At 54.4% G+C, this 24,517-nt stretch carries 17 protein-coding genes and 1 riboswitch; of the genes, 12 read left to right on the top strand and 5 right to left on the bottom strand.

What is annotated here, in order from left to right; all coding sequences use genetic code 11:
* Positions 1 to 28: 28 nt before the first annotated feature.
* Both asnB and RE6C_RS26125 read left to right on the top strand, forming a co-directional pair.
* Positions 29 to 1,933, top strand: coding sequence for an asparagine synthase (glutamine-hydrolyzing) (asnB, locus tag RE6C_RS26130; protein ID WP_008661500.1), 1,905 nt, complete (start codon positions 29 to 31; stop codon positions 1,931 to 1,933).
* A gap of 100 nt (positions 1,934 to 2,033) precedes the next feature.
* Entirely contained in the window at positions 2,034 to 3,506 is a 1,473-nt protein-coding gene (locus RE6C_RS26125) for a putative secreted protein (RefSeq protein ID WP_008661498.1), read from the top strand.
* 6 nt (positions 3,507 to 3,512) lie between these two features.
* On the opposite strand, the gene RE6C_RS26120 is transcribed toward RE6C_RS26125, so the two are convergent.
* Positions 3,513 to 4,496 (bottom strand): DUF4465 domain-containing protein, encoded by a 984-nt coding sequence (locus tag RE6C_RS26120; protein ID WP_008661496.1) that lies wholly within the window; start codon positions 4,494 to 4,496, stop codon positions 3,513 to 3,515.
* Positions 4,497 to 4,746: 250 nt separating this feature from the next.
* Positions 4,747 to 4,993: riboswitch (cobalamin riboswitch) on the bottom strand.
* Between the two features lie 151 nt (positions 4,994 to 5,144).
* Here RE6C_RS26120 and RE6C_RS26115 point away from each other — a divergent pair.
* Positions 5,145 to 5,726 (top strand): TetR/AcrR family transcriptional regulator, encoded by a 582-nt coding sequence (locus RE6C_RS26115; RefSeq protein WP_008661494.1) that lies wholly within the window; start codon positions 5,145 to 5,147, stop codon positions 5,724 to 5,726.
* Between the two features lie 143 nt (positions 5,727 to 5,869).
* Positions 5,870 to 6,697 carry a haloacid dehalogenase type II gene (locus tag RE6C_RS26110; protein WP_008661493.1) on the top strand — a complete coding sequence of 276 codons (828 nt, stop codon included), beginning with the start codon at positions 5,870 to 5,872 and terminating at the stop codon, positions 6,695 to 6,697.
* A 42-nt stretch (positions 6,698 to 6,739) separates the two neighbouring features.
* On the opposite strand, the gene RE6C_RS26105 is transcribed toward RE6C_RS26110, so the two are convergent.
* From RE6C_RS26105 to RE6C_RS26085, 4 genes are all read right to left on the bottom strand, one after another.
* On the bottom strand, positions 6,740 to 8,548 hold the full coding sequence (locus RE6C_RS26105) for a sodium:solute symporter family protein (protein WP_039963501.1): 1,809 nt from the start codon (positions 8,546 to 8,548) through the stop codon (positions 6,740 to 6,742).
* A 72-nt stretch (positions 8,549 to 8,620) separates the two neighbouring features.
* Positions 8,621 to 10,735, bottom strand: coding sequence for a family 20 glycosylhydrolase (locus RE6C_RS26100; RefSeq protein ID WP_039963500.1), 2,115 nt, complete (start codon positions 10,733 to 10,735; stop codon positions 8,621 to 8,623).
* A gap of 347 nt (positions 10,736 to 11,082) precedes the next feature.
* Positions 11,083 to 11,553, bottom strand: a complete 471-nt coding sequence (locus RE6C_RS26090; RefSeq protein ID WP_173401834.1) for a hypothetical protein — start codon at positions 11,551 to 11,553, stop codon at positions 11,083 to 11,085.
* A gap of 140 nt (positions 11,554 to 11,693) precedes the next feature.
* Positions 11,694 to 12,725: a DUF1559 domain-containing protein gene (locus RE6C_RS26085; protein ID WP_008661486.1), complete on the bottom strand. Its 1,032-nt coding sequence runs from the start codon at positions 12,723 to 12,725 to the stop codon at positions 11,694 to 11,696.
* A 916-nt stretch (positions 12,726 to 13,641) separates the two neighbouring features.
* Between RE6C_RS26085 and RE6C_RS26070 the strand changes: the two genes are divergently transcribed.
* The 8 genes from RE6C_RS26070 (at position 13,642) to RE6C_RS26035 (ending at position 24,417) form a co-directional block, all read left to right on the top strand.
* Positions 13,642 to 14,142, top strand: coding sequence for a YcxB family protein (locus RE6C_RS26070; RefSeq protein ID WP_008661480.1), 501 nt, complete (start codon positions 13,642 to 13,644; stop codon positions 14,140 to 14,142).
* 177 nt (positions 14,143 to 14,319) lie between these two features.
* The gene (locus tag RE6C_RS26065; RefSeq protein ID WP_144054879.1) at positions 14,320 to 14,652 is read left to right on the top strand and encodes a hypothetical protein; all 333 of its coding nucleotides are present in this window, start codon (positions 14,320 to 14,322) and stop codon (positions 14,650 to 14,652) included.
* 178 nt (positions 14,653 to 14,830) lie between these two features.
* Positions 14,831 to 16,045 carry an ankyrin repeat domain-containing protein gene (locus RE6C_RS26060; protein WP_039963484.1) on the top strand — a complete coding sequence of 405 codons (1,215 nt, stop codon included), beginning with the start codon at positions 14,831 to 14,833 and terminating at the stop codon, positions 16,043 to 16,045.
* Between the two features lie 140 nt (positions 16,046 to 16,185).
* Positions 16,186 to 16,662 carry a protease complex subunit PrcB family protein gene (locus RE6C_RS26055; RefSeq protein WP_008661475.1) on the top strand — a complete coding sequence of 159 codons (477 nt, stop codon included), beginning with the start codon at positions 16,186 to 16,188 and terminating at the stop codon, positions 16,660 to 16,662.
* A 216-nt stretch (positions 16,663 to 16,878) separates the two neighbouring features.
* Positions 16,879 to 18,528: a TolC family protein gene (locus tag RE6C_RS26050; RefSeq protein ID WP_008661473.1), complete on the top strand. Its 1,650-nt coding sequence runs from the start codon at positions 16,879 to 16,881 to the stop codon at positions 18,526 to 18,528.
* A gap of 210 nt (positions 18,529 to 18,738) precedes the next feature.
* Positions 18,739 to 19,194, top strand: a complete 456-nt coding sequence (locus RE6C_RS33150) for a hypothetical protein (protein ID WP_236618534.1) — start codon at positions 18,739 to 18,741, stop codon at positions 19,192 to 19,194.
* 271 nt (positions 19,195 to 19,465) lie between these two features.
* A complete protein-coding gene (locus tag RE6C_RS26040; protein WP_039963482.1) occupies positions 19,466 to 20,968 on the top strand; it encodes an efflux RND transporter periplasmic adaptor subunit in 1,503 nt (500 codons plus the stop codon).
* Between the two features lie 110 nt (positions 20,969 to 21,078).
* Positions 21,079 to 24,417 carry an efflux RND transporter permease subunit gene (locus RE6C_RS26035; protein ID WP_008661467.1) on the top strand — a complete coding sequence of 1,113 codons (3,339 nt, stop codon included), beginning with the start codon at positions 21,079 to 21,081 and terminating at the stop codon, positions 24,415 to 24,417.
* Positions 24,418 to 24,517: the final 100 nt, after the last annotated feature.

Raw genomic sequence — 24,517 nt, 5'->3', positions numbered from 1 at the left:
CTTCCTGACTTTAGCCCTCTCGTTTTCTATGTGCGGTTTCACCGGTGGACTCTGGCAACGCGACGACCAAGCGATCAGTGCCGATCTGTTGTCCAGGATGACCAACGAAATCGCTCATCGTGGTCCGGATGATTCGCAGACCTGGATGGACGCGGAACATCGCGACGCGACGGGGCGTCCGATCGGCGTTGGTTTAGGATTCCGACGGCTTTCAATCATCGACGTGGAAGGCGCACGCCAACCGCTTTCGAACGAAGACGGCCGGGTCCGAATGGTCTTCAATGGCGAGATTTACAACTACGAAACGCTTCGCAAACGCTTGCAGGGTGCCGGCCACCAATTCGCAACTCAGGGCGACGGTGAATCAATCGTTCACCTTTACGAAGACGTCGGCACCGAGTGTTTTTCGTCGCTCAACGGTATGTTCGCGATCGCGATTTGGGATGCCAGACGCAATCGAATCGTGCTGGCTCGCGACCGGATTGGTCAGAAGCCTCTGTATTATTCCTACAAGAACGGGCGTTTGGTTTTCGCCAGTGAGTTAAAGGCGTTGAGGTTGGTGCCCGGTGTCTGCGAAGAGGTGGATCCCAACGCGATCGACGAGTTTTTGACCTATCAATACATCCCGCATCCCGGCACGATTTTTAAAGGCGTGCATAAGCTGCCGCCGGGGCACTTCGCGGTGTTGGATGAGCGTGGGTTGCGGGTGGAACGATATTGGAACTTCGATCCATCGATCGAACGTCCGCTCGGTCGAGAGGAAGCGATCGAGAAAGTTCGTGATCTGTTGACCGATTCCGTTCGTCTGCGAATGCGAAGCGACGTTCCACTGGGATCTTTCTTGTCCGGCGGCATTGATTCGTCGTTGATCACAGCTTTGGCGGGCGATCACACCGACACGGCACTGCGAACGTTCAGCATTGGTTTCCCCGTCGCAGATTTTGATGAGACTCGTTACGCGGCCCAAGTCGCGGAGCACCTGCAGACCGACCACACTCGGTTTGAGGTTCAACCCAGCGGCATTGATATTCTTGAGAAGCTGGTTTGGCACTATGACGAACCCTACGGCGATTCATCAGCCGTTCCGACTTGGTACCTGTCCAAGCTAACTCGCGAAAGTGTGACGGTGGCTTTGTCTGGCGATGGTGGTGATGAGTTGTTTGCCGGATACGAACGTTACCGGGCGTTGTGGATGAGCCAAAAAATTGCTCGTCTGTTCCCGCTGAACAAGTTCCCCGGCATTGGACTGGTTCAGCGATTGCCTGATTCCAATCGTCGTCGTTCCGTCATTCGTCGTGCCAAGCGGTTCTTAGAAGCGATCGACCAACCCGTCGTTCGGCGGTACATGAATTGGCTTCAGATTTTTCCGGAGTCAATGCGAGCGTCGATGTACAACGACGAGTTCGTTCAGACGTTGCCGGGCCACGATCCGGTCGATTTCTTGGAATCCGTCTGGGCTCGCAGTGAAGGACGCGATGTTGTCACGCGAGCATCAACCTCAGACATCCAATCGTATCTGCCGTGTGACCTGTGCACCAAAGTTGACATCGCATCGATGGCTCACGGATTAGAAGTCCGCCAACCGATGTTGGACCACCGATTTGTTGAGTTGGCGGCATCGATGCCCGTCGAACACAAATTCCGAGGTCGTCGTGGTAAACTGATTCTGCAAGATGCGTTTGGCGACCGGATACCTTCATCGATCTTCACGCGACCCAAGATGGGTTTCGGTATCCCAATCGGGCAATGGTTTCGTGAAGATTTCAAACCGTTGGTCCACGACACGATGTTGGCATCGGATGCTCGGATCAACGCGTATTTCCGTCCGGAAGCGATCGCGGATCTGGTCCGCAGTCACGAAACCGGCGAGCAAAATCACGGCTACCGGTTGTGGAATCTGCTGGTGCTGGAGACGTGGTTGCGGCAGCTGTAAAGAAGATACAAACCGAGGATGGTCTGCCTGGTAAACTGCGTGCTTTGTCGACTGAACTCCGGTTGGCATCGTGCTCCCGCGACCATGGTTGTTACCTCAGATGAGTCGATCTTCTTGCTGGTTGGTGCCAGCTCTACTTTTGGGATGTTGCTCCGTTGTCGGTGCGGAAGATTTCTTTCTAACAATTGGTGGCGGCTACTCTCCGTCCGGCAACCAAGCATCGCTCGAGAACAACGTGTTGTTTGCGCAGCGTGCTCTCGGTGAACAAGGCGTTTTGGGCGAACACAACGACATCTTCTTTTCCGATGGTGATGCGGTCGGGAAAGACCTTCAGGTGATGGATCCGAGTTCGGTTCCCAAGGCCAATCGGTTGATGGCGGAGTTCTTCGGTAGCAGCAACGACTTGGGGCTGTCTTACCGGAACCACAACATTCCCAATGTGAAGGGCAGCACCGAACCGGACAACATCCGCAAATGGTTTCGTGGTGTGGGACAGACCATGAAATCGGGCGACCGGCTCTACGTGTATGTCACTGCTCACGGCAGTCGAAGCAGTGATCGCCAATCGCCCTATGACACGACCATCGCGACCTGGAACAACAGTGCGATTCGCATGACTGAGTTTGTCGAGATGTTGGATGGATTGCCCAAAGGTGTCGATGTCGTTGCGATCATGGTCCAGTGCCATGCGGGCGGTTTTGCGAGGTTCATTTTCGAGGAAGGGGATCCCGACAAAGGCTTGTCCGACCAAAATCGCATCGGCTTCTTCGCAACGGTTCACGATCGTCCCGCATCTGGATGCACGCCCGAAGTCGATGAGGCGACCTACGTCGAATACAGCACCTACTTTTGGGCGGCACTATCAGGTCGAAACCGTTCCGGACGCTTGATCGAACGTCCGGACTACAACGGCGATGGTGTTGTTTCATTTGATGAAGCACATGCGTACACGGTGATCACCGCCGACACGATCGATTTGCCCGTGATGAGTTCGGGCGAATTTTTGAGTGTTCATAGCTTCTTCGATGAAGACGATCCCAATTTGTTGAGGAACGATGAGTCATATGCGTTGATTCTGAGCTTGGCGACTCGTTCACAACGAGCAATCTTGGAAGGTTTGTCCGAGCAACTGGAGTTAACCGGAGATCAAAGAATCACCGACGCTTGGAAGACGACGCAATCCGATCGAAACCGAGGTTCGAGTCGACGCCGCCGACGTTCGCCACCCGAAGAAGGTTTGCGTCGGCGGATCACACGCGACTTGGAACGGAAATGGCCCGAGCTTGCGAACGTGCTGAACCCGGTATCTATCGAGTTATTGACCAGTCGCCAGGACGAGTTTGTCGAAGCGATTGAAGATCACCCGGACTACCCGAGGTATCGCGAATTACTTGATGAATCGGAGACGGACCAAGCGAAGACGAAGGTCAAGTACGAGCGTTTTGTTCGCATCGCCGACAATGTTGCGTTGGCAGAAAATCTGCGTCGGCTCGGCGATGAAAAACTCATTTCCCAATTCAATGCGATCGTGGCCGCCGAGAATGGTTCGTTGAAGCAGCGTGCGGAGGAGTGACATCTGTCATTCGAGTGCCTTCCCGGTGGAATCTTGCACGCGTTTGAAACGCCGACGTCGCCGGATGACCGTCCCCAGCAACACGCTTCCAATCATCGCGAGGGAACTCGGTTCGGGGACCGCGGTCACGGTGGCGAAGTTGTCCAACGCGAAGTAGCCAGGCGTATTCATTCCGTACGGTCCAACGTCGCTGGATGAAAGATTGAAGTGCAAACTTCTTGCATCGGACATCGAACTGAGATCGATCGTCACCCAGTCATCCAAGATGTAGTCCTGAAGAGAATCGGTGAATCGAAAGTCAGCCAAAAACACATCGATCGTTGTGTCGAGAATTTGGTTGTTCGCATCGATCCCAAAGATCGAAAGTTTGAAAAAGTCAGGGTCTGATCCCGTAACGCCACCAAATTGTTTGGCAAACGAGTCTCCATCGCGCATCGACAAACCAGCGTAGGTGGCGTTGGTTATGTCTGCACTGCTGGCTAGTTCCCCGTCCGGCAGATAAATGCTTGGCAAGGCAGTCAACGTGTTGATGTTGGTCGGCGTGGAATTGGCGTAGCCAAATGCGACCGCGTAGTTGTCGGATCCGCCCGAACCAGAACCCGCATAAGCACTGAATTGGTTGGAGTATCCCGGCGTCGAAGTATCGGTGTGATTGGAAACCGCGAAACCGCTCCAGCTTCCGTAGAGGTCATTGTGGCTGTTTGAAAAGTCGACACCGTCGGCGGAGAAAACACCGATGTGATCATTTCCTCCATAGGCACCTGGAACCACGTTGGCGTTTGGAACAGGTCCGTTGTAGACACCCGAACTCCCTAGGTCCTGGCTCTCAAAACCAACGACCACATCAGCTTGCGCGGGCGATGCCGCAATCTGCGAGAGCGATAGAAGTGTGAAAGCGACCAGGAAGCGATCGCGTGTGCTGCATTTGGACTGGGGGGCTTTGATTAGGTTTCGCGAGCGGAAACGAAGAATTGAGGGAAGCAGGAACATGAGTGAAATTCGAAATGGGATCCACTTTGAATCGAATTCCGACGGCGCATATTTTCCTCGAAGACTCCACATCCGCTGCTAAAATTGCAACACGAACGCGAGACGATTAGCGTGGGAAAACGCGTTTGTCGGGAATAGGATTCAGAAGTTGGTGACGGAAATCCAACGTGTCGACCATTGCGAGCTCAAACAAGAACTCTGCATCATTGCCGATTCACGTTGCAACGTTCGCCTCAATCCAAGAAGGCACCGAAACGTCTTGTACGAGGTAGGTCTTCTGACTCACCACCCTTTCGTTTGCTCATGGCCTTCTCACTCACGATCACGTCGAAACGCGAAAGCACGAGCAATGGCTAAGTAGAAAAGCAAACAATGAGACTTCGCTTGGAAGATCTCTGGCGGCACACAGCGGCCGGACCGTCCCGGAATTTCACCGGAGTTCCCTGTTCACCGACTTGGCAGAAACCAAGTCGGTCACCTCGGACGTCGGCGATTCTATCTACGAGTCTTTCGCTGTCAACGCATTTTTGAACGCTTTGAATCGGCCCGTCAAACGAGTGGTTTGATGACTGCAAGTTGGCGATTAACAGTCAATGCTCGCCATCAAGCTGGGCAACACGAATTGAGTCCACCGCACGAGGAACAGCGATGCCCTGGGAAAAGTCATTCGAAAAGTCCAACGTGATTGAGCGGACGATGCATTTGTTTTGGGAGAAGGGATATGCCGCCACGTCAATCTCGGACATCACTCGCGCAACCGGAATTCAACGCGGCAGTCTGTACAACGCATTCGATGGCAAGGATGAATTGTTTGTCGAGTCGTTGTTGCGATACGACCGAGCCACACGACAAACAATCTTGGCGCGTTTGCAAGATGTCGGCGATCCAAAACAGGCGATCCTGCTGTTCTTTGATGGTGTGGTGAAGGATTCGTGTGAGGATCCATGCAAACGGGGATGCTTCTTGGTGAACACCGCTTTGGACTATTCCCGACACGAATCAAAGGTCCAAGAAATGGTGTCGGCCGCTTTCGAGGAGATCGTGGACTTCTTCGAAGCATCGATCCGCCGTGGACAAGAATTGGAAGCCATTCCCGCAACCGTCGAACCTGCATCGACCGCGAACGCGTTGGTTGCGATGCTGGTTGGTATCCGAGTTCTTGGGCGAGGTGTCTTTGCAGAAACCTCGTTGAAACAGGTCGCGGATCAGGCCGAAAGAATGCTTTCTTGAACGACAACGAATCACACGGCGCGACATGTGCGTTGGAAGCGAATCCGGCGGTTCTCTCAAAGCGAAACTCATTTCAGAAGTCAGCGAGCAACCACATAAGCGTTGCGCGTATTCTCTTCTATCGATTTCCTGTTGGTGCTTTCATGTTCATTCGAACATCTCTTTTTATCTTGCCCACTTTGATGGTGGCTGGATTCGCGAATGTTTCTCATGCGCAAGAAATTCCAACTACTGCTGAAGACGGCAAGCAATCGTCCGCCGTGATCCAAACTGAGAAGGACTCGATGATGCCAACTCCCAAAGTGATCGTGTTTGATGTGAATGAAACGTTGCTTGATCTCGCGGGGCTGAAGAAGTCGGTTGGCGAGGCTTTGAATGGTCGAGAAGACCTTCTGCCGCTTTGGTTTTCGAATATGTTGCACTACTCGCTGGTGGAAACTCTTTCGGGCGAGTACCACGACTTCGGTGAAATCGGAACGGCCGCGTTGATGATGGTGGCCGAGCGAGAAGGGATTGAACTTGATCAGGGATCTGCGAAGGCTGCGATCGTCAATTCCTTGCGATCGTTGCCCGCTCACCCAGACGTTCGCGAAGGATTGGAACGGCTTTCAGATCAAGGCTTTCGATTGGTGAGTTTGACGAACTCTTCGAAGGCTGGCGTGGAGACGCAATTGAGCAACGCTGGGCTCACCGAGTTGTTTGAAAAACGATACAGCATCGACCAAATCAAGAAGTACAAGCCTCACCCAGACACGTACCAGATGGTTCTGGATGACTTGGGTGTTCAACCCGGCGAGGTGCTGATGGTAGCCGCACACGCATGGGATTTGGCTGGTGCAAAGAACGTTGGATTGCAGACCGCTTTTGTGAAACGGCCTAGTGCGACTTTGTATTCCAACGTTCAAAAGCCCGACGTGATCGTCAAAGACTTGAACGAGTTGGCGGACGTTCTATCGAAAGCGAAGCAGTGACAATTGCCTGTGTCGCGATCGGCCATTTTGCACCGTAGTTCATCACGACTGGTCAGATGCATTTGCTGGCCCGCCGATGTTCAGCGACGGCCAAGTCTTCCACAACGCGATCGCCGATACGACGCACACGCTGAGGCTGATCGCTAGGCAGACCCACGATTGGTATAGCAAGTACCCCGTGCTGAACAATGCGGAATAGACCAGGAACGTCGATGCCATCATGGCTTTCAATCCCGCTGTGATTGAATCGCCTGTTTCGACAGGAGTTCCGCTTTCTGCCAACTCTTCGCGGATTGACTTCCATCCCACGCCGCCCGGACGGATCTTTAAGACGAATCGTTTGAGCGTTTCTCGGTCGGTCGGCGGCGAAAGGAATGTGACTAACATCCACGACGTGGTCGTGATGACGACGCCAGTCAAAAGCTGTTGCCATGAGTTCAGTTCGGGCAGTCCCGTGTGCGAATATCCAAATTTGAAGAACATTGCGATCGCCAATGAGACCGCCATGCCGGTGATTTCTGTGAACGCGTTGATCCGCCACCAAAACCATCGCAGGATGTAGATCAGCCCGGTGCCCGCACCGACTTGAAGGATGATGCCAAAGCTTTCCATCGCACTTTCGAGTGTCAACGCAACCGCGCCGGCGACGATCATCAATCCGACTGTTGCCCAGCGTCCTGTTGCAACCAAGCGTTGTTCGGTCGCGTCCAGATTCACGAATCGTCGATAGAAATCGTGTGCAATGTATGACGCACCCCAGTTCAAATGCGTTGAAAGCGTCGACATGAACGCAGCAATCAAACTGGCGATCACGATTCCTAGCAAACCACTTGGCAAGAAGGTCAGCATCGCTGGATAGGCGAGATCATCTTGGACAATCTGTGGATCGATGTCGGGGAAAGCGACCTGAATGCTTTCCAAGGTTGGGAACACAACGATCGATGCGAGCGCCACGATGATCCATGGCCATGGTCGCAAGGCGTAGTGGGCACCTTGAAACAGAAGTGTTGCCAATGTCGCATCTTTTTCGCTGCGTGCACCCAGCATTCGCTGGGCGACATAGCCGCCTCCGCCAGGTTCCGACCCCGGGTACCATCCGCTCCACCATTGGACGGCCAACGGAATGATGATCAGCGGTATTAACGCGTCCATGTCGCTGAAGTCGGGCAGTAAAGCGGTCTTGGAACGGACTTCTTCGTGTTGAAGCAGGTTGGAAAAACCGCCGACTTCGGGCAAGTTGCATACCACGTACGCCGCCGCGATCGCGCCGAACATGGCGACAACGAACTGAAAGCAGTCCGTTAAGATCACGCCCCGCAATCCTCCCAGCAACGTGTAGACAACGGTGACGATACCGGTGATCAGTACAACTTGGATGGGTGTCGCTCCGACCAGGACGCCACCCAGTTTGATGCCGGCCAAAATGACGTTGGCCATGACCAAACAGTTGAAGATGACTCCCAAATAGATCGCACGAAATCCGCGAAGGAATCCGGCTGTCTTGCCACTGTATCGAAGTTCGTAAAATTCAAGGTCCGTCGATACACCGCTGCGTTTCCATAGCCGGGCATAGACGAACACGGTCAGCAAACCTGTCAGCAGAAAGGCCCACCACACCCAGTTGCCGCTGACCCCATCGCGTCGAACGATGCCGGTGACCAAGTTGGGTGTGTCGGCGGCGAAGGTGGTTGCGACCATGGAGATGCCGAGCATCCACCAACTCATTTGACCGCCAGCGAGGAAGTATTCGGCAAAGCTCTTGCCCGCCCGTCGGCTCGCGAAAAGTCCGATCGAGGTTGTGATGACAAAGAACGCGATGATGATCGCGTAGTCGACGTATGAAAGTGCCATGTCCCTGCACAGGTTGATGATTGGAGTGCGAACGGCGATGGAAGCAGCGGCTCGCAAATGGGTGCAACGGTCTTAGAAGACTTGCACTTCGACGATTTTTGAGAACGAATCGAAGACGTAGCCTTTGTTGCCTTGCGTTCGGATACGAACATAGCGAACTTGCCGTGGCGAAAAACGATGCTCGACCAGAGAAGTTGGGTCTTCGGGCTTCTCCAGCCGTGACGCGACCTCTTCAAAGTCGACTCCGTTGGTCGACGTTTCGATGCTGTACATTTCAAACGAGCCCGAAACGCTGTAGGCGAACACTTTGACGCGCTCGACCGTCTGAACGGCTTCCAAATCGATCGTCAAAAGGATCGGGTCAGGGTCGGCGGGGTAACCCAAGTAAAAACCGAGGTTGTTTGTGCCACCATCGGTGATTCTCTGAACTGAAAATGGTGGTCCCGAGGTTGTGCTCGAGGTGACCGGTTTGTGCAACGCAAGGTTGGGATGGCCGTTCACCATTGTCAGGTTTCGTCGGCTTCCATGGCCAATTGGTGCACCAGCGATGAATGCGGTCGCGCGAATGGTTGCATCGTCTGTGAGCGTGAATGGCTCTTGGTACAGAGTCGAATCCTTCGTTGGTTCCGACCCATCGGTTGTGTAGCGGATTTCTGCTTCAGTTTGCGCTGAGTCACTGTTGCTGGTTCGCATTCGAAGTGACACCTGAGTCGATTGTTCGAATACGCCATCTTGATCCAAGAGCATTCGTGTTGATTCAACGGATACCGGATAGAACCCGGCCATACGAGCAAGTTCGGTGTGCGACGTGCGCTCTTGGAAATCCTGGTAGTCGCGTTCGATTTCCGGATTCCACGCGACTTCAGCAAACGGGATCAATCGTGGAAAGGTTTGCTGGACAAAATTCTCTTCACGACCTTCCCACCATGGCATGCAGAAACCAATCAGTTTGTCGGTCGGATCAACCTCAATCGGTTTCGCAAAGGTTTGAATTTGGGGATTCACATGTTTAAACGTCGTCAGCGACATCGTTTCATAGATGTGCTGGGGCGACGTCATCGTGAAATTGGTTCGAGGGTAGTGGTCGACCAAGTACAACGGGTCCCACGAAGCGTTGATGACTCGGTGTCCATTGTTGACCATTTGATCGGCGGGATAGTTGATCGTTCGCCAGTTCAGATGGATCACATCCGGATGCACTCGGTTATCGCCTGAGCCGGCAGCGGGGCCTTCCCAGACCAATGTTTCTTTGCCGCGAGTCTTCAGGTACGCGTGCAATTCGTTGATCAGATCACGCTGCAAGTCTTCAGGAACACCAAACGCCTCGTCGCCACCGATATGAATGAAAGGCGAGGAGGGGAAGAGGGCGATCATCTCGTCCAATAGCGTTTTGATACCTTCGATTGCCTTGGGTGACTTCGTGAGGTCAGTTCCCGTTTTGTCAAAGACCTCGGGATAGTTTCGTCGTAGCAATTCCGAGTGGCCGGGGACTTCTAGCTCGGGGATGATCGTCACGCCTCGCTGGACCGCATAGCGTTCAAGTTCTTTAAATTCCGACCGTGTGACTTTACCGTCCCATAGTTTTGGAAAGGCGGTCGACGGAAATGCGATTCTTTGGTCATCGGTGAGGTGCAGTTGCACGGAATCGATCTTGTAAAACCACAGCAGATCGATCGTCTCTTTCAACAATGCGACGCTGTGAGGATTGCGTCCCATGTCGATCATGAAATTGCGATACGACAGCTCCGGGGCGTCTTCGATACGCATCGCAGGAATCGACTCCGTGTCGTTCCCGCCGATCAGTTGCAATAGTGTCGCCGTGGCGTGTGCGAGACCTTTGATTGATGATGCTTCGATTTGAATTTGCGTTTGATTGATTGAGAGCGTGTAGGCCTCCGGCGAAAGCTTTGGTGCGTGCGATACCAGCAGCACCGAATCGTTTTCGTCTGAAGTTTGCAGCTGATGTTTCCCGGCAGTCATGCGTCCGAGATGCTCGCCAAAAATCTCTAGATGATCGCTCCAGCCCGGAATTGCCGGTGACTTTGCGGTGATTACGTTTGGCAGAATCAGAGCGGCGCCGCCGGGTGACTCAACCTTGGTCGGCAAAGGAACGACGGATAACTCCGCCGCGGCGATGAAAGTGGTGGAGGCGAGGGTGAGGTACGCGAGAAGGCAACGAACGAGCATGGGCAATCGATGGAACTTTGGATGCGGGATCAATGGTGCGAATTCAAAAGTGGGATCGTGTCGAACGGTATGGGCTCGAGGTTCGACTTGCTTCGCGAAACAACGATGCGAGCGTGCCTGAGGCTAATGAAAATTTGTCTCCATCAACATCAGACAGAGCGAGCTTGCCATCGAAGAAGACTTTTGAAGCGAAGCGACCTTCCAGTTCAGCTGTTGGTGGCTTGGCGAACGCCCAATTTATACTTTGGGCGTTCATGCTGCACTCGTTTCGCTCGACACTGAGCCGAGCGAACTCGCAATGGCGTGGCCTATCCTGACGGAAGGTCAGGCGTTGAATGGCGAGGCTTTTATCGCCGCTTTGCTGGAACCGTTTCGCGATTGAACTGGAGCTTGATTTCATCGTTTGATCCGGTCACCTCGAAATCGGATGTGAAACTTTCTTCGGATGGCGGGGCATCTTTCAGAGCTTGGTTGATGGCAGTGCCCACGGCCGCTTTGTTGCCACCTTTCAAGAACGTCAATTGAGCCTTGGTCGTTCGGTCGGCGGTAACGCTGACACGCAGATCGAATTCGCCTTCACGCAGTTGCGACTCAGGCGGGATGGTGAAGTTGCCATCGATGATGGGTGCCATGGCTGTTGGTGAGTCAACGTTTGCCTTGGGAACCAAGCTGATTTTTCCTTTCTCGATTGGCGATCCGTCAATCGTCGCGGTACCTGAAAGAGAGATGCCCGATGGCCCGCAGGCGACGAAGGTGCTCAAACAACCGAGAAGCAACACAGCACGAAGGCAATTTGGGACGGAAGTCATACGTAACATGGATTTGGTGTGGTAGCCGAGAAGCGTGTTCGAAGTAAGGGAAAGACTGGCGCTCAAAAAGAGACGCCAGGAAGTTTGCGTTTCGCTAGATCGACACCCGGATAACGGGGATTCGATAGCGAACGATCCGTGCGTTCGGGCTATTCCTGATAAGTGTTGACCTCGTGACCTGCTTTGGTCAGGAATGCTGTCAGCACATCTTGGGCGATCGAGTACGTGACGAACTTGGTCGAGCCATCGGCCATCACGAAGTGTGAACCGCCGGGGTGGTAGCTGAAAAAGAAGTGCTCGTCGTTGTCGGGAAGATTTCCCAAGCCGCCAGTCAAATCTTCGTCATCCAAGATGCCGCCAACGCCGTCCGAATTGACGGGGAAGCCATAGTAGGGCACAAATCCACCGCCTGCTTCATCGGGCGAGTCATAGCAAAGGACCGAATGTCCCATTCCAAATGGTGCGCCGGTGTAGGTCGTCAACCATCCCCCGGTTTGCACCGACCCGGCTTTGGCAGGGAAGAGTCCGCGTTCACCAATCAGCAACGTGTTGCTTGTTCCGTCGATCACCGACGCGAATCGAACACGCCCGAATGCTGATCCCTGGCTATGGAACATTCCGTCAGCTGAAAACTGAAACGCGGCCGGAAACCCGCGAAAACCGGAGGCGTCTGTTCCGTGATACTGATTGGACGAGCGACCATAGTGGCCAGCATTTCCAAAGTAGTTGGTTCCGGCGCTGGTGGCGATCACGGTGCTGCCAAAGCCGACATTGACTGGCGTTTGCGACAACGGGTCGCTGGGGCAGTTCAGCATTGGCACCTCGGTAAGGATGGCATCCGCGTCGAAGCTTGGACCGTGAAGCATCAAGTCATCGGTATCCAAAGCGGACTGCTCGACGTATGGCAAGATGCCTCGAATCCAAGTCCGACCGACACCGACGAAGTCGCGGTTATCGGCTGATGCGGGAAATTGTTTGTAGCTGCTTTCGTAGTTGTGGCAGGCGAGCGCCAACTGCCGCATGTTGTTGCTGCATTGCATCCGACGAGCGGCTTCCCGGGCGGACTGAACCGCTGGTAGAAGAAGCCCGACGAGGACTCCAATGATGGCGATGACCACGAGCAGTTCGACAAGTGTGAATGCGGCGCGAGTTTGTGAATTCGAGTTTCGATTGATGCTCACCAGATTTCCCTTTCAGTAGGCATGGAAGAAGAACAAGTTGAATGCGCGACCACAACAAAACGGCAAGAGGTTGTTTGTTTCGTTGATTGGATGACGGGCACGCCATCGCGGATGATCGCTTCGGACCGAACCAGTTCATTTGGTGGTCTCGAAGCAAAACGCGGTCTTGGGACGCTCCGTTAAGCAACGGGCGGACCGTTCAGATCGACCCGGCGGGTTTGTTCGTGGTCCATAGACAACATGGAATGCCTGCGGGGATCAGTCTCGCCTAAGGTTTGATTACAGCGGACTGGATTCACTGCGTTACTGCGACGGCAAAGTCTATATTTAGCGAATTGCTGAACTGTCCAAAGTTCTTCGTTTGCCACGTGCGAAGTCTGTTGATTTCGGACGAAAAACGTTGATCAGAAAACCCGCAGGGATGCTCAAAAAGAACGCGAGGTTGCCTAGCGCAAGGATGAGGCGGGGGGCTAAGTTTCCGTTCTTCCGACCGAACGCGTCGTCCAGCCGAAGGAGATGCATCGACAGCTCTAGTTGAAACGCGAACTGGTTCGACGAGTTGGTTCGAGTCGTGCCATCAGGTCAGTTCACTTGAAGAGTAATTTCGGGCTGGCAGTAGGTGACATCGATGGCAGACAGGATCTGATGGGGACGTCGCCGGGAAGAAACATGGAGCGTCGGCCACGCGAATCGCCGCACCCACCAAATCATCTTGGCGATCAGTGCAACGTACCTTGGTATGGCGGCACTCATCCGACCAGCGGCAAGGAAGTCAACGGGCGGGCAACGAGAACGGCAAGTCACTGATGAGCACAACCGCCATCCAGCAATCCATGTCCGGTAGAATTTGGGAATTCACCACACGACTGGACGGCATGTTGTTGTCCAGTTCCTCGTTGTGCGACCTCGACTTGCTATGAATTCACCTGTAACCACAACGTTTACCTTCACTCGCGACGAGTACGTTCTCGCAATGAAGCGGCATTACCGCTCGGCGTTGAACGTTGGGCGGGATGTGGTTGCTGGACTGTTTGCAGTGGCGGGCGGCATCTTCTTGATGATGCGCTCATCAGGTGGATGGACCGCGTGGGCACTGTTGGTGGCTGGCGTCGTATTGCTCTCGATGGTCGCGTATGCCCTCTTCGTGTTGCCCTCCATCCTCTATCGTTCGCAACCGAAATTGAAGGATGAGTACTCGCTTCGGTTTGCGGAGGACGGAATCGGTTTTAAAACCAGAAGCATCGACTCCACCCTTCAATGGTCCATCTATCAGTCGTGGCTATTCGACAACGATTTCTACATCATGTACCACGGCAAACGTGATCTCTCGGTCATTCCGAGACGCACGCTGTCCGCAGACGATGACTTGCGTCTCCGCCAAATGCTGACTGCCAAAATTGGACCGCCCCGCAATTGACGGACACCCAACAGGCTTTTTGCGCCAGGCCCTCGGCGCACCTGTCTTCGTTGTTTGTTTGGTGATGTGGGCTGGCCTTGGTGGATGTGTTTGCGACTGTGATTCTGGGATTCGATCCAGATGGTTTGTGGAAACTTTTTGCATGTTAGAGGTCGCAATCCAGTGGTTGATCCATTGATGAAATACGAGAATGAACGCTTGCTTGTCTGTGCACTGTTTGTCTCTCCTGTCGTGACGATCGTCTCGGCGATTGTTTCTCTGGCGTGCACCATGTTTTTCGTGCCACGTCGCTCGACTGGAAATGTTGAAGTTCCAGATGTCAGTTGGCCGGCCTACGTTTTCATCGGCAATGGACTTGCAATTGGTCTTTCGTTGCTCGTCGTTGGTTGGATCTATCGTTCTCGCCGTGAACGCGTTTTGGCATGGCTCACCGCGGCCGTGTTTCTCTACTTGGCTCATGCCACCTTTCTAACGACGTTGTTGCGACGAGACTTCATTGGGAAGCTTTGACCCATGATCGACGGGGCGGAGTTTGTGTGGTTGTTCTTTGTCCTGTTTTGTAAGTGGGGCATTGGCGAAGTTTGAAAAGTTTCATTTTTGGTTGAGGGGAAATTGGCTGGAAATCGCAGGTGAGTATGAGGCGGGGCTGCACCGCTGATTTCTTCTCTTTTGCGACGGAACCAAACCAATGCTTTTCAAGAAAACATTTCTCCAAACAGTCATCCCGGTTGTTCTCCCAATGGCGTTGGCGGCCGCGATGCTGCAACCTACGTTCGCCCATTCCGCTCCCGTATCGGCGAAATCGGAATCAGCGACGATCCAATCGGGTCAAGTGGATCCGCCAACGAAGTTGCACGAACAGCTTTGTGAAGTGAATCCGAATTGGGCCGCTATCTTGGGTTCAGGGGCCTTTGACCTCGCTAGCGAAGACGTGGTTGGCGAAGTCAAATTGCTTCAGAAACACTTTGAATTGGTGGTCGAGCGACTCGGCAATGCGAAGGTCGATGACTTGAACGCATCGCAAGTGAAGCAGCGGCTGGCGAATATCCAGCGGCTTCGCGAATACGCGGCTGGTGGTGTGTTCCCTCAAAACATCTTTGTGCCTGGACGCCGACCGGTGTTCATCGACCCATGGGGGACTCACTGCGCGGTTGGTCATCTGATCGCGACGTCAGGGCACCCCGGACTGGCACGACGGATCAACCAGGAGCACCAATTGGACGAACTCGGAGTCATCACAACCGATGGACTGAAGGAGTGGCAATTGGCGTCGGGGCTTCGTATCGAAGAGCTCGCCTTGATCCAGCCCCATTATCAGTTTCGATTTAGCAGCCAAACCATCCAGTATCCATCCGAAATTGAATCACTGATCCTGGGTGATTCGTCGGCTCTGTTGGAGGCGTTGGAAAAAGGCGAGGTGCAGGTCGAGAGCCGTTGCGGAGGCAAGACGCTTTTGCACTTCGCCGCCGCAGCGGGTGATCTGAAGCTCGTGAAACGCTTGGTTGAAATGGGAGCGGACTTGCAAGCGGTGTCAACGTTGGGATGCGACGAAGATGAGATCGCCCAAGGTGGAAAGCATTCACGATTTGAAGTTCGGTGGGATGGTTCCACACGAGTGACAAGTGCAAACCATTATTTGTCGAAAGGACGTGTTTACGAAAGCGTCCGCGGCTCATTCGTTGCGGATGTGCTGCAAGATTTCTACGGAGGCATGGATGGCAAGAACGCATTGGAGTATGCGACTGCCGACCCACGACCGTCGAAGCATGGTGTCTCAAAGCATGCGTACTACGGCAAGCGACTACCGTTTGGGAACTCCGACAAAGAAAGTAACCCGCTGGACGAGGTGAAGAACGGCCGAGCCGAAGTTGCAAAGTGGCTTCGTGAACAAGGCTTGAATTAGTCCTTGCGTCAATGTTCGAGCGGCACGGCCGTCCGTGTCGCTCGCGATGATCCAATCGCCGATACTTGTATGCGGTGAATGAAATCGGCGAAGACCAAACCCCGAAGCTTTTCACGACTACTCAGACGAGATGAATTCTCATGACCAACTTCATTGCCTGCCCAATTCTTGCCGTTCTCGTTTGTTTCACCACCGGATGTGCCCCATCAAAGATCGACGAGCTTCCGATCGTCGATGGGGAGCAAGTCCCGGTTCGGCAAACAATCAACGTCGGCCGAGTGATGTCGCCTGGCGTTCACTTGATCCAGTCAGTCGATGACTTTGTTCAATTGACGGGGCAGCCGTCTGAGTCAGTCTCACAGGCTTTTCAGTCGGTCGATTTTTCGAGGGAGACCGTCGTGATCGCCGCCCTTGGTGAGCGCAACACGACGGGCTATTCGATCCGGATCGTCGGCATCGCTTTGCGGAAAGATGTTCTGAATGTGTACCTGCGAGAAAGTTCGCCGAGCGGGACCGGGCCGGTTGGTATGGCAATGACGTACCCGACGCACGCGATTGTCGTTTCAAAATTGCCCGACGCGGTTGATGTCGTTCCGATCAAACTGACGGATGAATGATCGGTTGTTCGGGGCGAGTGGATCGAGTCGTTGATGGAGCGGATTCGGCTCGGAAAGGAATGCGGCTCGCCGGCTGACAATGAATGGCAAAGTGGAGTAGGAGGGGCGACGGGGGGCGCTGACCGGAATAACCGGTACAGACGGACGTTCCGATGAGATGAATCGTTTGGGTTGTCGCAATGATGGCTGATACAGCCATCGTGTTGGACCGATGGAATGATCGGGCTAGTTGTGATTTTCATGGAAGGTGTCGTTGTGCAAAAGCATTCAGATGTCGATGGGCGGAAGCGAATTGCGAAACGCTTGCTGTTGCTGGCTGCATTGGGGATGAGCGGTGGTTGTCAGACCATTGGCGAAACTCGCTCGGATCGATCGATCGCGGCTTCGGAGCCCGTTTCGAAAACGGTCGCGGAGTCGAAGGTTTTGGCGGGCTCGAATCCGCAGGTAGGAGTTCAGCAAGTCGGCTTTGACGAGTGGTCGTTAGCCCGTGAAACAGAGCCGGATCCGATCGCGGTAACAGCGCCACCGGAAATGAATGCGGCTGATGACCAGGACTTCACGTTGGTCATCGAGCCCCAAACATTGCGAGATGCGATGGCGTTGGAAGCTACGATGAACGAGGTCGAGCCATCGCAGGAGCAAGTTTCTTCGTCTTTGGCTGCTGGGTCACTGTCTGAGGACTCACCGTCTGCTGGTCCTGTTCAACAAAGTGGATTGACGCTGTCGTCGGTGGAGGCGATGGCGTTGGGGACGCACCCGGCGATCGCGGAAGCGCGAGCGCGGGTTGCATTTTCAACTGGACAAGCCATCCAGGCTGGTTTGCCATTCAATCCTGTGCTGCAGTATCAGTCGGATGAGATTGGCAACGAATCCTCGTCTGGATTGCACACCGTCCAGTTGTCGCAGCAATTTGTGACCGCAAACAAACTGGAGATCGCTCAGCAGGTTCAGGCTCACGAAGCCGAACGCCGGCGTTCTGAGTTGCGAATGGCGGAGTTGCGTGTGTTGACGAACGTTCGGTCCGCATTCGCCGCGGCGATCGTTGCTCAACGTCGGGCTCAGATCGCCAACCAGATTGTTGATTTGGCGGAAAGGTCATTGAGCAGTGTCCAGGACTTGTTGAATGCTCAAGAAGTTTCACGCGTGGTTTGGTTGCAAGCACGCGTCGAAGCCGAGCAAGCTCGAATCACCGCAGAGAATGCGGCAACGCAATTGCGGGCCAACCGTGGTGTGCTCGCCGCAGCAGCGGGACTGCAAACTTTGCCGGCGGATGCGTTGGTGGGTGAGGTCGGCGAAGGCTTGATCGAAACACCCTGGGAGTCGTTGCTCGCCGAAATCACCGCGACCAGTCCTGAGATCACGGCGGCTGGATCGGCGCTGGAACGTGCACGCTGGTCATTGCGTTTGGCTTGCGCCCAAGTCACGCCCAATATTACCGGTCAAATTGGTGTCGGCGTCGATGCGTCGACGGACGATACGTTCGCAAGCGTCGGCGTGAGCGTGCCACTTCCGTTGTGGAATCGCAACCAAGGCAACATTCGAAGTGCTCGTGCCAGTATCGCTGAGGCGTCAGCTGCGATTGATCGAACGAGACTCAGTTTGGAAGGGCGACTGGCCAGTGCGGCTGGTCGTTATCAAGTCGCGCTCGAGCGGTACCGCCGTTTGAATGACAGCGTTTTACCGACCTCAGAAGAGACGTATCAGCTTTCTCAGCGAGCGTTTGAGGCCGGTGAGACGGACTACATCCAGCTGCTTACCATTCAACGAACCTTGTTCAACACGCGTTTGAGCGTCTTGGAAGCTGCCGCGGAAGCTCGACAAGCCGCTGCCGAAATCGAAGGATTGCTGGTGACCTTGGACGGTTGATATGAGTGACCGGCACCGCTGAATTCCATATTTCCGCAACGTTTCAAGTTTTTAGTGGAAAACCAATCGCGACGATTTCTTCGATCTGGCCTTCGCCGTCGGAACAACCGATAATACAGGCAACCTTTCACATTCAGAGAAACCGTGTCCGCATTTTTTCGTCTTACCACCGCCGTAGCATTGTTGCTGCACCTGTTTTTCGGGTGTTCGATGCATCATGCAATTGCGTGTGAGGGGCATGTGCACGACGGTTGTCATCACGTGAATGCGGCCGACGAATCGCCAAGTGTCCACGCTGGGCATGATCACGATTCGGCACTGCATGGGACGTGTGATCATCACAACAAAGGTTGTGACACCGAGCGGTTGAAAGAGGATTCACCCATCGCTGACGGTTCGGTCTGTGGTGTTGGGTGCGATTGTCAATCGGATCCCTGTGACGATGACCATCCCGGGTGTCACGGCGGGGCGGGGTGCAGTTTTGTGAATTCGAATGACGTGCAGTTCGTCATCGAAATGCCAATGCTCGCCTATCTCGATACGCATTTGAATGGCGACGAACCTCAGAGTTCGGCGATCAAAGCGGGGGCGGTCGCTGACGATGTCGGCTGGACTGCGATGGGATCCCGGTACCACTGTGCGTTGCTGTGCACTTGGGTGATTTGAGTTTGGGAAGCTTCGCGATGGTTTGTTCGTGAGTGTGGTCATGCCACACCAACGATTCAAACATCGTTCTGCTTTCATCCCCAAACCATTTTCTAGATCGGAACGAGCAATCGTTCGTGATTGGCACTGAAGGACGTTTTGCGTTGGCTCGATGTATCAGCCTCGCAAGTCCATTCTTTTCCGACGCGAACTGAGATGCTTGGCATGACGTTCGGCTTTGCCGCTGGACCTGATAGTCATCCGATCGTTCACTCAGATTCTGTGCAGTGTCATGACTTCATCCAATCAGTGGCTCGCGTCGCTTCGCACTTCGATTCTTTCGTTGTTAGCTGTCGTGATCGCGGTAGTGGCCGGTCTCTATTTCTTCACCGATTTCGGACGTCGTTCGACCGCCGAATCGAAGGCAGTGGTCGAGTCGGATGACCATGCCGGCCACGATCATTCAAGTGGCGGTCATGAAGGTCACGATCACGAGGCCCATGACGAAGCGAATTCGCTTGAGCTGAGTGAGCAGGCGCGAGCCAATTTGCGTCTTCGCACCGAGCCAGTCACCGTCGGTCCGTACACCAAATATGTCGAGGTTCCCGGCATGGTGACCGCGTGGCCGGGAAAGACGCACATCTCCATCACGTCGCCGCTGACCGGGGTGATCAACGCGATTCACGTCTCGCGTGGCGAGCTGATTCAAAGCGGTGCCCCGATGTTTCGGCTGCGGCTCACGCACCAGGATTTGGTCGAGACGCAAGAGAACTTCTTGCTGCAGTTGGGGCAATTGGATGTGGAGGACCGGGAAATTCAGCGATTGTCTGCGATCACCAGTTCGGGGGCTGTGTCCGGCAAAACGCGGTTGGCTCGCGAGTATGAGCGAGAGAAATTGCTGGCGGGGATCCGTGCGGCGAAGCAGTCCATGTTGTTGCATGGTTTGACCGAACAGCAAATCGAGTCGATCGAGCGTGATCGAACTTTGATTCGCGAATTAGTCGTTCGGGCCCCTTGGGTGGAGGAAGACAACTCGTTGCACCACGAGTCGCTCAGCCGGGCCAATAACCGGATGGCGGGCAATCCAGACGCGCGAATCGCTTCGATGCAGCCTCCTCCACTGGACGACCATGGGCACACGCACATTGATGCTGAATTCGTGGTTTCGGAGCTGGACGTGCGACGTGGCGAGTCGGTAACGGCAGGCCAGCAGATTTCGCAAATATCTGATTTCTCCCAGTTGTTGATTGAAGGACAAGCGTACCAGCGCGACGCGAAATTGCTTCGTCAGGCGGCCGACACGCATGCGGAAGTGCAGGCGACCATGAGCGGTGCGGACGGCGAAGTCGAGATGTTGGATGGATTGAACGTGGTTTACATCGGCAACAAAGTGGAGGCCGAATCTCGTTCGCTCGCGTTCTATGTGGGACTTGAGAATGAAATCGAAAGGGATGAAACGCGGAGCGAAAAGCGGTACGTCAGTTGGCGTTTCAAACCGGGGCAACGATTAACGCTACGTTTGCCAGTCTCGCGAATGGAAAACGCGATCGTCGTTCCGAAGGATGCGGTGGCCGAGGAAGGATTGAATCGATTCGTCTTCATCGAAAACGGTGATCACTTCGATCGTGTTCCGGTGGAAGTGATGGCTCGCGACAGTGTTCACGTCGCACTGAAGAACGATGGGCAAGTTTGGCCTGGTCAGAGAATCGCGGTTCGCGGCGCTCATCAGTTGCAAATGGAAATGAAGAACCGTGGTGGCGGAGCGATCGATCCGCACGCCGGACACAACCACTGACAACGTTCCACACCGACTCGCGTTGAGATTCTCTCCGGGGCGGATCCATGCGGCAGACCTTGCACGCCGCGTCACGTCACTGCGTTAAACCATTCCACTGAAGATTCACGATGTTAGACAAGATCATTCAATTCTCGCTGAGGAACCGCCTGCTGATCCTGGTGGCCGCCGCGATCATGCTCGGCGTGGGGACTTGGCAAGCCAGTCGGCTTCCGATTGATGTGTTCCCGAATTTAAACCGACCGCGAGTGGTTGTGATCACCGAAGCCCACGGGATGGCTCCGGAAGAGGTCGAAACGCTAATCACATTTCCGTTGGAGACCGCGTTCAACGGGGCCAGTGGTGTGGAGGCGGTTCGCAGCAGCAGCGGGATCGGTTTGTCGGTCATCTATGTCGAGTTCGGGTGGAACACCGACATCTACAACGACCGGCAAATCGTCAATGAACGACTGCAACTCGCGTCAGAGCAATTGCCCGATGGTGTGAAGCCAACCCTGGCACCGATTTCGTCGATCATGGGCCAAATCCTGATGTACGGGATGTGGAGTGAAGGAGGCGAAACTGAGCCGATGGAGGTTCGGACGCTGGCCGATTGGGTCGTACGTCAGCGATTGCTGACGGTGCCCGGTGTGTCGCAAGTCTTCACGATGGGCGGCGGTCGAAAGCAGTATCAGGTTCTGATCGATCCGGACAAGTTAATTCAGTTTGGACTGACCATCGAAGACGTTCATACGGCGGTGGACGAATCCAACATGAACGCGACGGGCGGCTACTTGGACGACCAAGGTGCCAATGAGTTGTTGGTGCGAGGGCTCGGACGCATCACCAGTCTGGATGAACTCAAGCAGATCGCGATCACGATGCGCGCGGGCCGGCCGGTGACGTTGGCCGATGTTGCACGAGTGGTCGAGGGAGCTCAAGTCAAACGTGGTGACTCGTCGGCATTTCTGCGAGACGAAGTGGGCAATGTCGAGGGCGGTCCCGCCGTGGTGTTGACGATCAACAAGCAACCCCGCAGCGACACGCGAAAAGTCGATCAGGCGATTGTGGAGGCACTCGAAGAGCTTCGAGTATCGCTTCCGGACGACATTCGGATTGCCAACGTCTATTCGCAACGCTCGTTCATCGATCGTGCAATTGAGAACGTGGTCGAGGCATTGGCCGACGGCGGCGTCTTGGTGTTGGTGATTCTGTTTTTGTTCCTTCTGAATTTTCGAACCACGTTCATCACCCTCACCGCGATTCCGCTGTCGATCATTTCGACGGCCTGCGTCTTTGCGATCTTTGGCTTGTCGATCAACACAATGACGCTGGGTGGATTGGCGGTAGCGATTGGCGAGTTGGTCGACGATGCGATTGTGGACGTGGAAAACATCTTTCGTCGATTGAAAGAGAACCGGCAATCGGACAGTCCTCGTCCGGTGTTGCGAGTGGTTTACGACGCCAGTGTCGAAGTGCGAAGCAGTGTGGTTTATGGCACAGCGATCGTGGTGTTAGTGTTCATTCCATTGTTTGCGTTGGAGGGAATGGAAGGCAAGCTCTTCGTTCCTTTGGCGATGGGTTATGTCGTATCTCTGATCGCGTCCTTGGGCGTGTCGCTGACCGTGACACCAGTCCTAGCGTCATTACTGATGGTCGGAAAGCGAAATTGGCAAATTGTCGTTCCCGTGTTGGCATTTGGGATCTCTGGATTGACCGTCACTTGGGTCTTGCCTCGGTTGTCGCATTGGTTCATCGAAGGTTGGAAGCTACCGGGAAGCCAACTTGCTTGGACGCTTTTGTTGACGCCCGTGTTTTGGATTTTGATCCAAGTCTCGGAATGGATGCTGGGTGGTGAAGACGCCGAAGAAGGGCGTTTGCTCGAGGGATTGAAGGGAATCGCTGGATTGGCGATTCAGTTCAGCACGAGATTGGCTGTTCCTGTTCTCGCGGCCACCGCGGTTTTGGTTGTCTTCGCCGCAATCGCACTTTCACGGTTGGAGCGTGACTTCCTACCGCCATTCAATGAAGGTGCGGTCCAGGTCAACGCGTTGTTGGCCCCGGGGACGTCGCTGGCGACGAGCAATCAAATTGGTGTTGCGATTCAAGAGGAGCTGATGAAGATCGACTCAGTGAAGTCGGTCGCTCGCCGGACCGGTCGGGCGGAGCTGGATGAACACGCCGAAGGAGTCAACGTCACCGAGATGTTTCTGGAAATTGACGATGGTGCCAATCGCGAAAAGACCATCGAGACGGTTCGCGAAACGATGGAGGACTTTCCCGGTGTGGTGTCGAGTACCGAGCAACCACTTGCTCACTTAATCAGCCACATGATTTCGGGAGTGAAGGCTCAAATCGGGATCAAGCTTTACGGCGATGACTTGGACTTGTTGCGAAACAAAGCCGAGGAAATGAAGCGACGGATTGCCGATGTCCCCGGCTTGGCCGACGTGATGATCGAGCAACAAACAAACATCCCGCAACTACGTATCGATGTGGATCAGCTTGCACTGACTCAAAACGGATTGCGTCCCGCGAATGTGATGGAGTTGGTCGAGACCGCGATGAACGGGCAAGTCGTCAGCCAAGTGGTGATGGGGCAACGAACGTTTGATTTGATGCTTCGGATGGATGAACCGTATCGCGAAAACATCGACAAGCTGATGCGATTGCCAGTTCCATTGCCAAATGGCGGAACGCTACCGCTGGACGAATTGGCCGATGTTTATCGAAGTGACGGGCCCAACATGATTAAGCGAGAAAAGGTACGTCGCCGAATCGTGTTGCAGGCCAATGTGTCCGATCGCGGTGTGGTGGACGTGGTCAACGACATCCAATTGAGGTTGGAGGATTTGGAACTGCCGCCGGGATACTACTTGGAATATGGCGGTCAGTTTGAGAGCCAACAATCCGCGACTCGTCGATTGATGATCTTGTCGGGTGTCGCTTTGGTGGGAATGTTCCTGGTCCTCTACACGCTCTTTGGCAACGTCAACTTTGCCATGCAGGTCTTGGTCGCTTTGCCCACCGCGTTTGTCGGTGCCGTCGCGGCTTTGGTGCTCACTGACCAGAACCTAACTGTTGCCGCGATGGTCGGGTTCATATCGTTGTGCGGGATCGCCAGTCGAAACGGAATCCTGTTGCTCAATCACTATATGCACTTGGTTCGCCACGAAGGCGAATCATGGACGCACCAGATGGTTGTGCGAGCGGGGCAAGAACGCATGGCCCCGGTGCTGATGACGGCGCTGACGTCTGGCATTGGATTGCTGCCGTTGGCGTTGGCCGCGGGCGAGCCCGGCAAAGAGATTCTGTATCCAATCGCGACCGTGATCGTTGGAGGGTTGCTCAGCAGCACGCTGGCGGAATTCTTCGTTCGGCCCGCTTTGTTCTGGGCGATCGGTCGAACGGCCGGGCAGCAAATGGTGGCCGAGACGGCTGGCGAACTCAGCGAGCCCTTCGAGAATTGAAACAGACGCGAGTGACTTTGGTTTGCGGCGATTCAGGTCTAACTGAGTCGATCCAAGCCAAATGTTGAGATGTTGATGTCCCTTCCTTTTGTCCCTGGAA

The organism is Rhodopirellula europaea 6C (genome assembly GCF_000338295.1).
Taxonomy (GTDB): Bacteria; Planctomycetota; Planctomycetia; order Pirellulales; family Pirellulaceae; genus Rhodopirellula; species Rhodopirellula europaea.
Note: the sequence above shows the minus strand (reverse complement) of the source record. Positions and strands in the feature narration are given on the sequence as shown.

Excerpts from the sequence above, each read along its gene's own strand:
- RE6C_RS26060 (WP_039963484.1), top strand. The coding sequence starts at position 14,831 with ATGCTTTTCAAGAAAACATTTCTCCAAACAGTCATCCCGGTTGTTCTC.
- RE6C_RS26090 (WP_173401834.1), bottom strand. The coding sequence starts at position 11,553 with ATGTTACGTATGACTTCCGTCCCAAATTGCCTTCGTGCTGTGTTGCTT.
- asnB (WP_008661500.1), top strand. The coding sequence starts at position 29 with ATGTGCGGTTTCACCGGTGGACTCTGGCAACGCGACGACCAAGCGATC.
- RE6C_RS26055 (WP_008661475.1), top strand. The coding sequence starts at position 16,186 with ATGACCAACTTCATTGCCTGCCCAATTCTTGCCGTTCTCGTTTGTTTC.
- RE6C_RS33150 (WP_236618534.1), top strand. The coding sequence starts at position 18,739 with ATGCATCATGCAATTGCGTGTGAGGGGCATGTGCACGACGGTTGTCAT.
- RE6C_RS26125 (WP_008661498.1), top strand. The coding sequence starts at position 2,034 with ATGAGTCGATCTTCTTGCTGGTTGGTGCCAGCTCTACTTTTGGGATGT.
- RE6C_RS26040 (WP_039963482.1), top strand. The coding sequence starts at position 19,466 with ATGACTTCATCCAATCAGTGGCTCGCGTCGCTTCGCACTTCGATTCTT.
- RE6C_RS26070 (WP_008661480.1), top strand. The coding sequence starts at position 13,642 with ATGAATTCACCTGTAACCACAACGTTTACCTTCACTCGCGACGAGTAC.
- RE6C_RS26035 (WP_008661467.1), top strand. The coding sequence starts at position 21,079 with ATGTTAGACAAGATCATTCAATTCTCGCTGAGGAACCGCCTGCTGATC.
- RE6C_RS26105 (WP_039963501.1), bottom strand. The coding sequence starts at position 8,548 with ATGGCACTTTCATACGTCGACTACGCGATCATCATCGCGTTCTTTGTC.
- RE6C_RS26120 (WP_008661496.1), bottom strand. The coding sequence starts at position 4,496 with ATGTTCCTGCTTCCCTCAATTCTTCGTTTCCGCTCGCGAAACCTAATC.
- RE6C_RS26050 (WP_008661473.1), top strand. The coding sequence starts at position 16,879 with ATGATCGGGCTAGTTGTGATTTTCATGGAAGGTGTCGTTGTGCAAAAG.
- RE6C_RS26100 (WP_039963500.1), bottom strand. The coding sequence starts at position 10,735 with ATGCTCGTTCGTTGCCTTCTCGCGTACCTCACCCTCGCCTCCACCACT.
- RE6C_RS26065 (WP_144054879.1), top strand. The coding sequence starts at position 14,320 with ATGAAATACGAGAATGAACGCTTGCTTGTCTGTGCACTGTTTGTCTCT.
- RE6C_RS26115 (WP_008661494.1), top strand. The coding sequence starts at position 5,145 with ATGCCCTGGGAAAAGTCATTCGAAAAGTCCAACGTGATTGAGCGGACG.
- RE6C_RS26110 (WP_008661493.1), top strand. The coding sequence starts at position 5,870 with ATGTTCATTCGAACATCTCTTTTTATCTTGCCCACTTTGATGGTGGCT.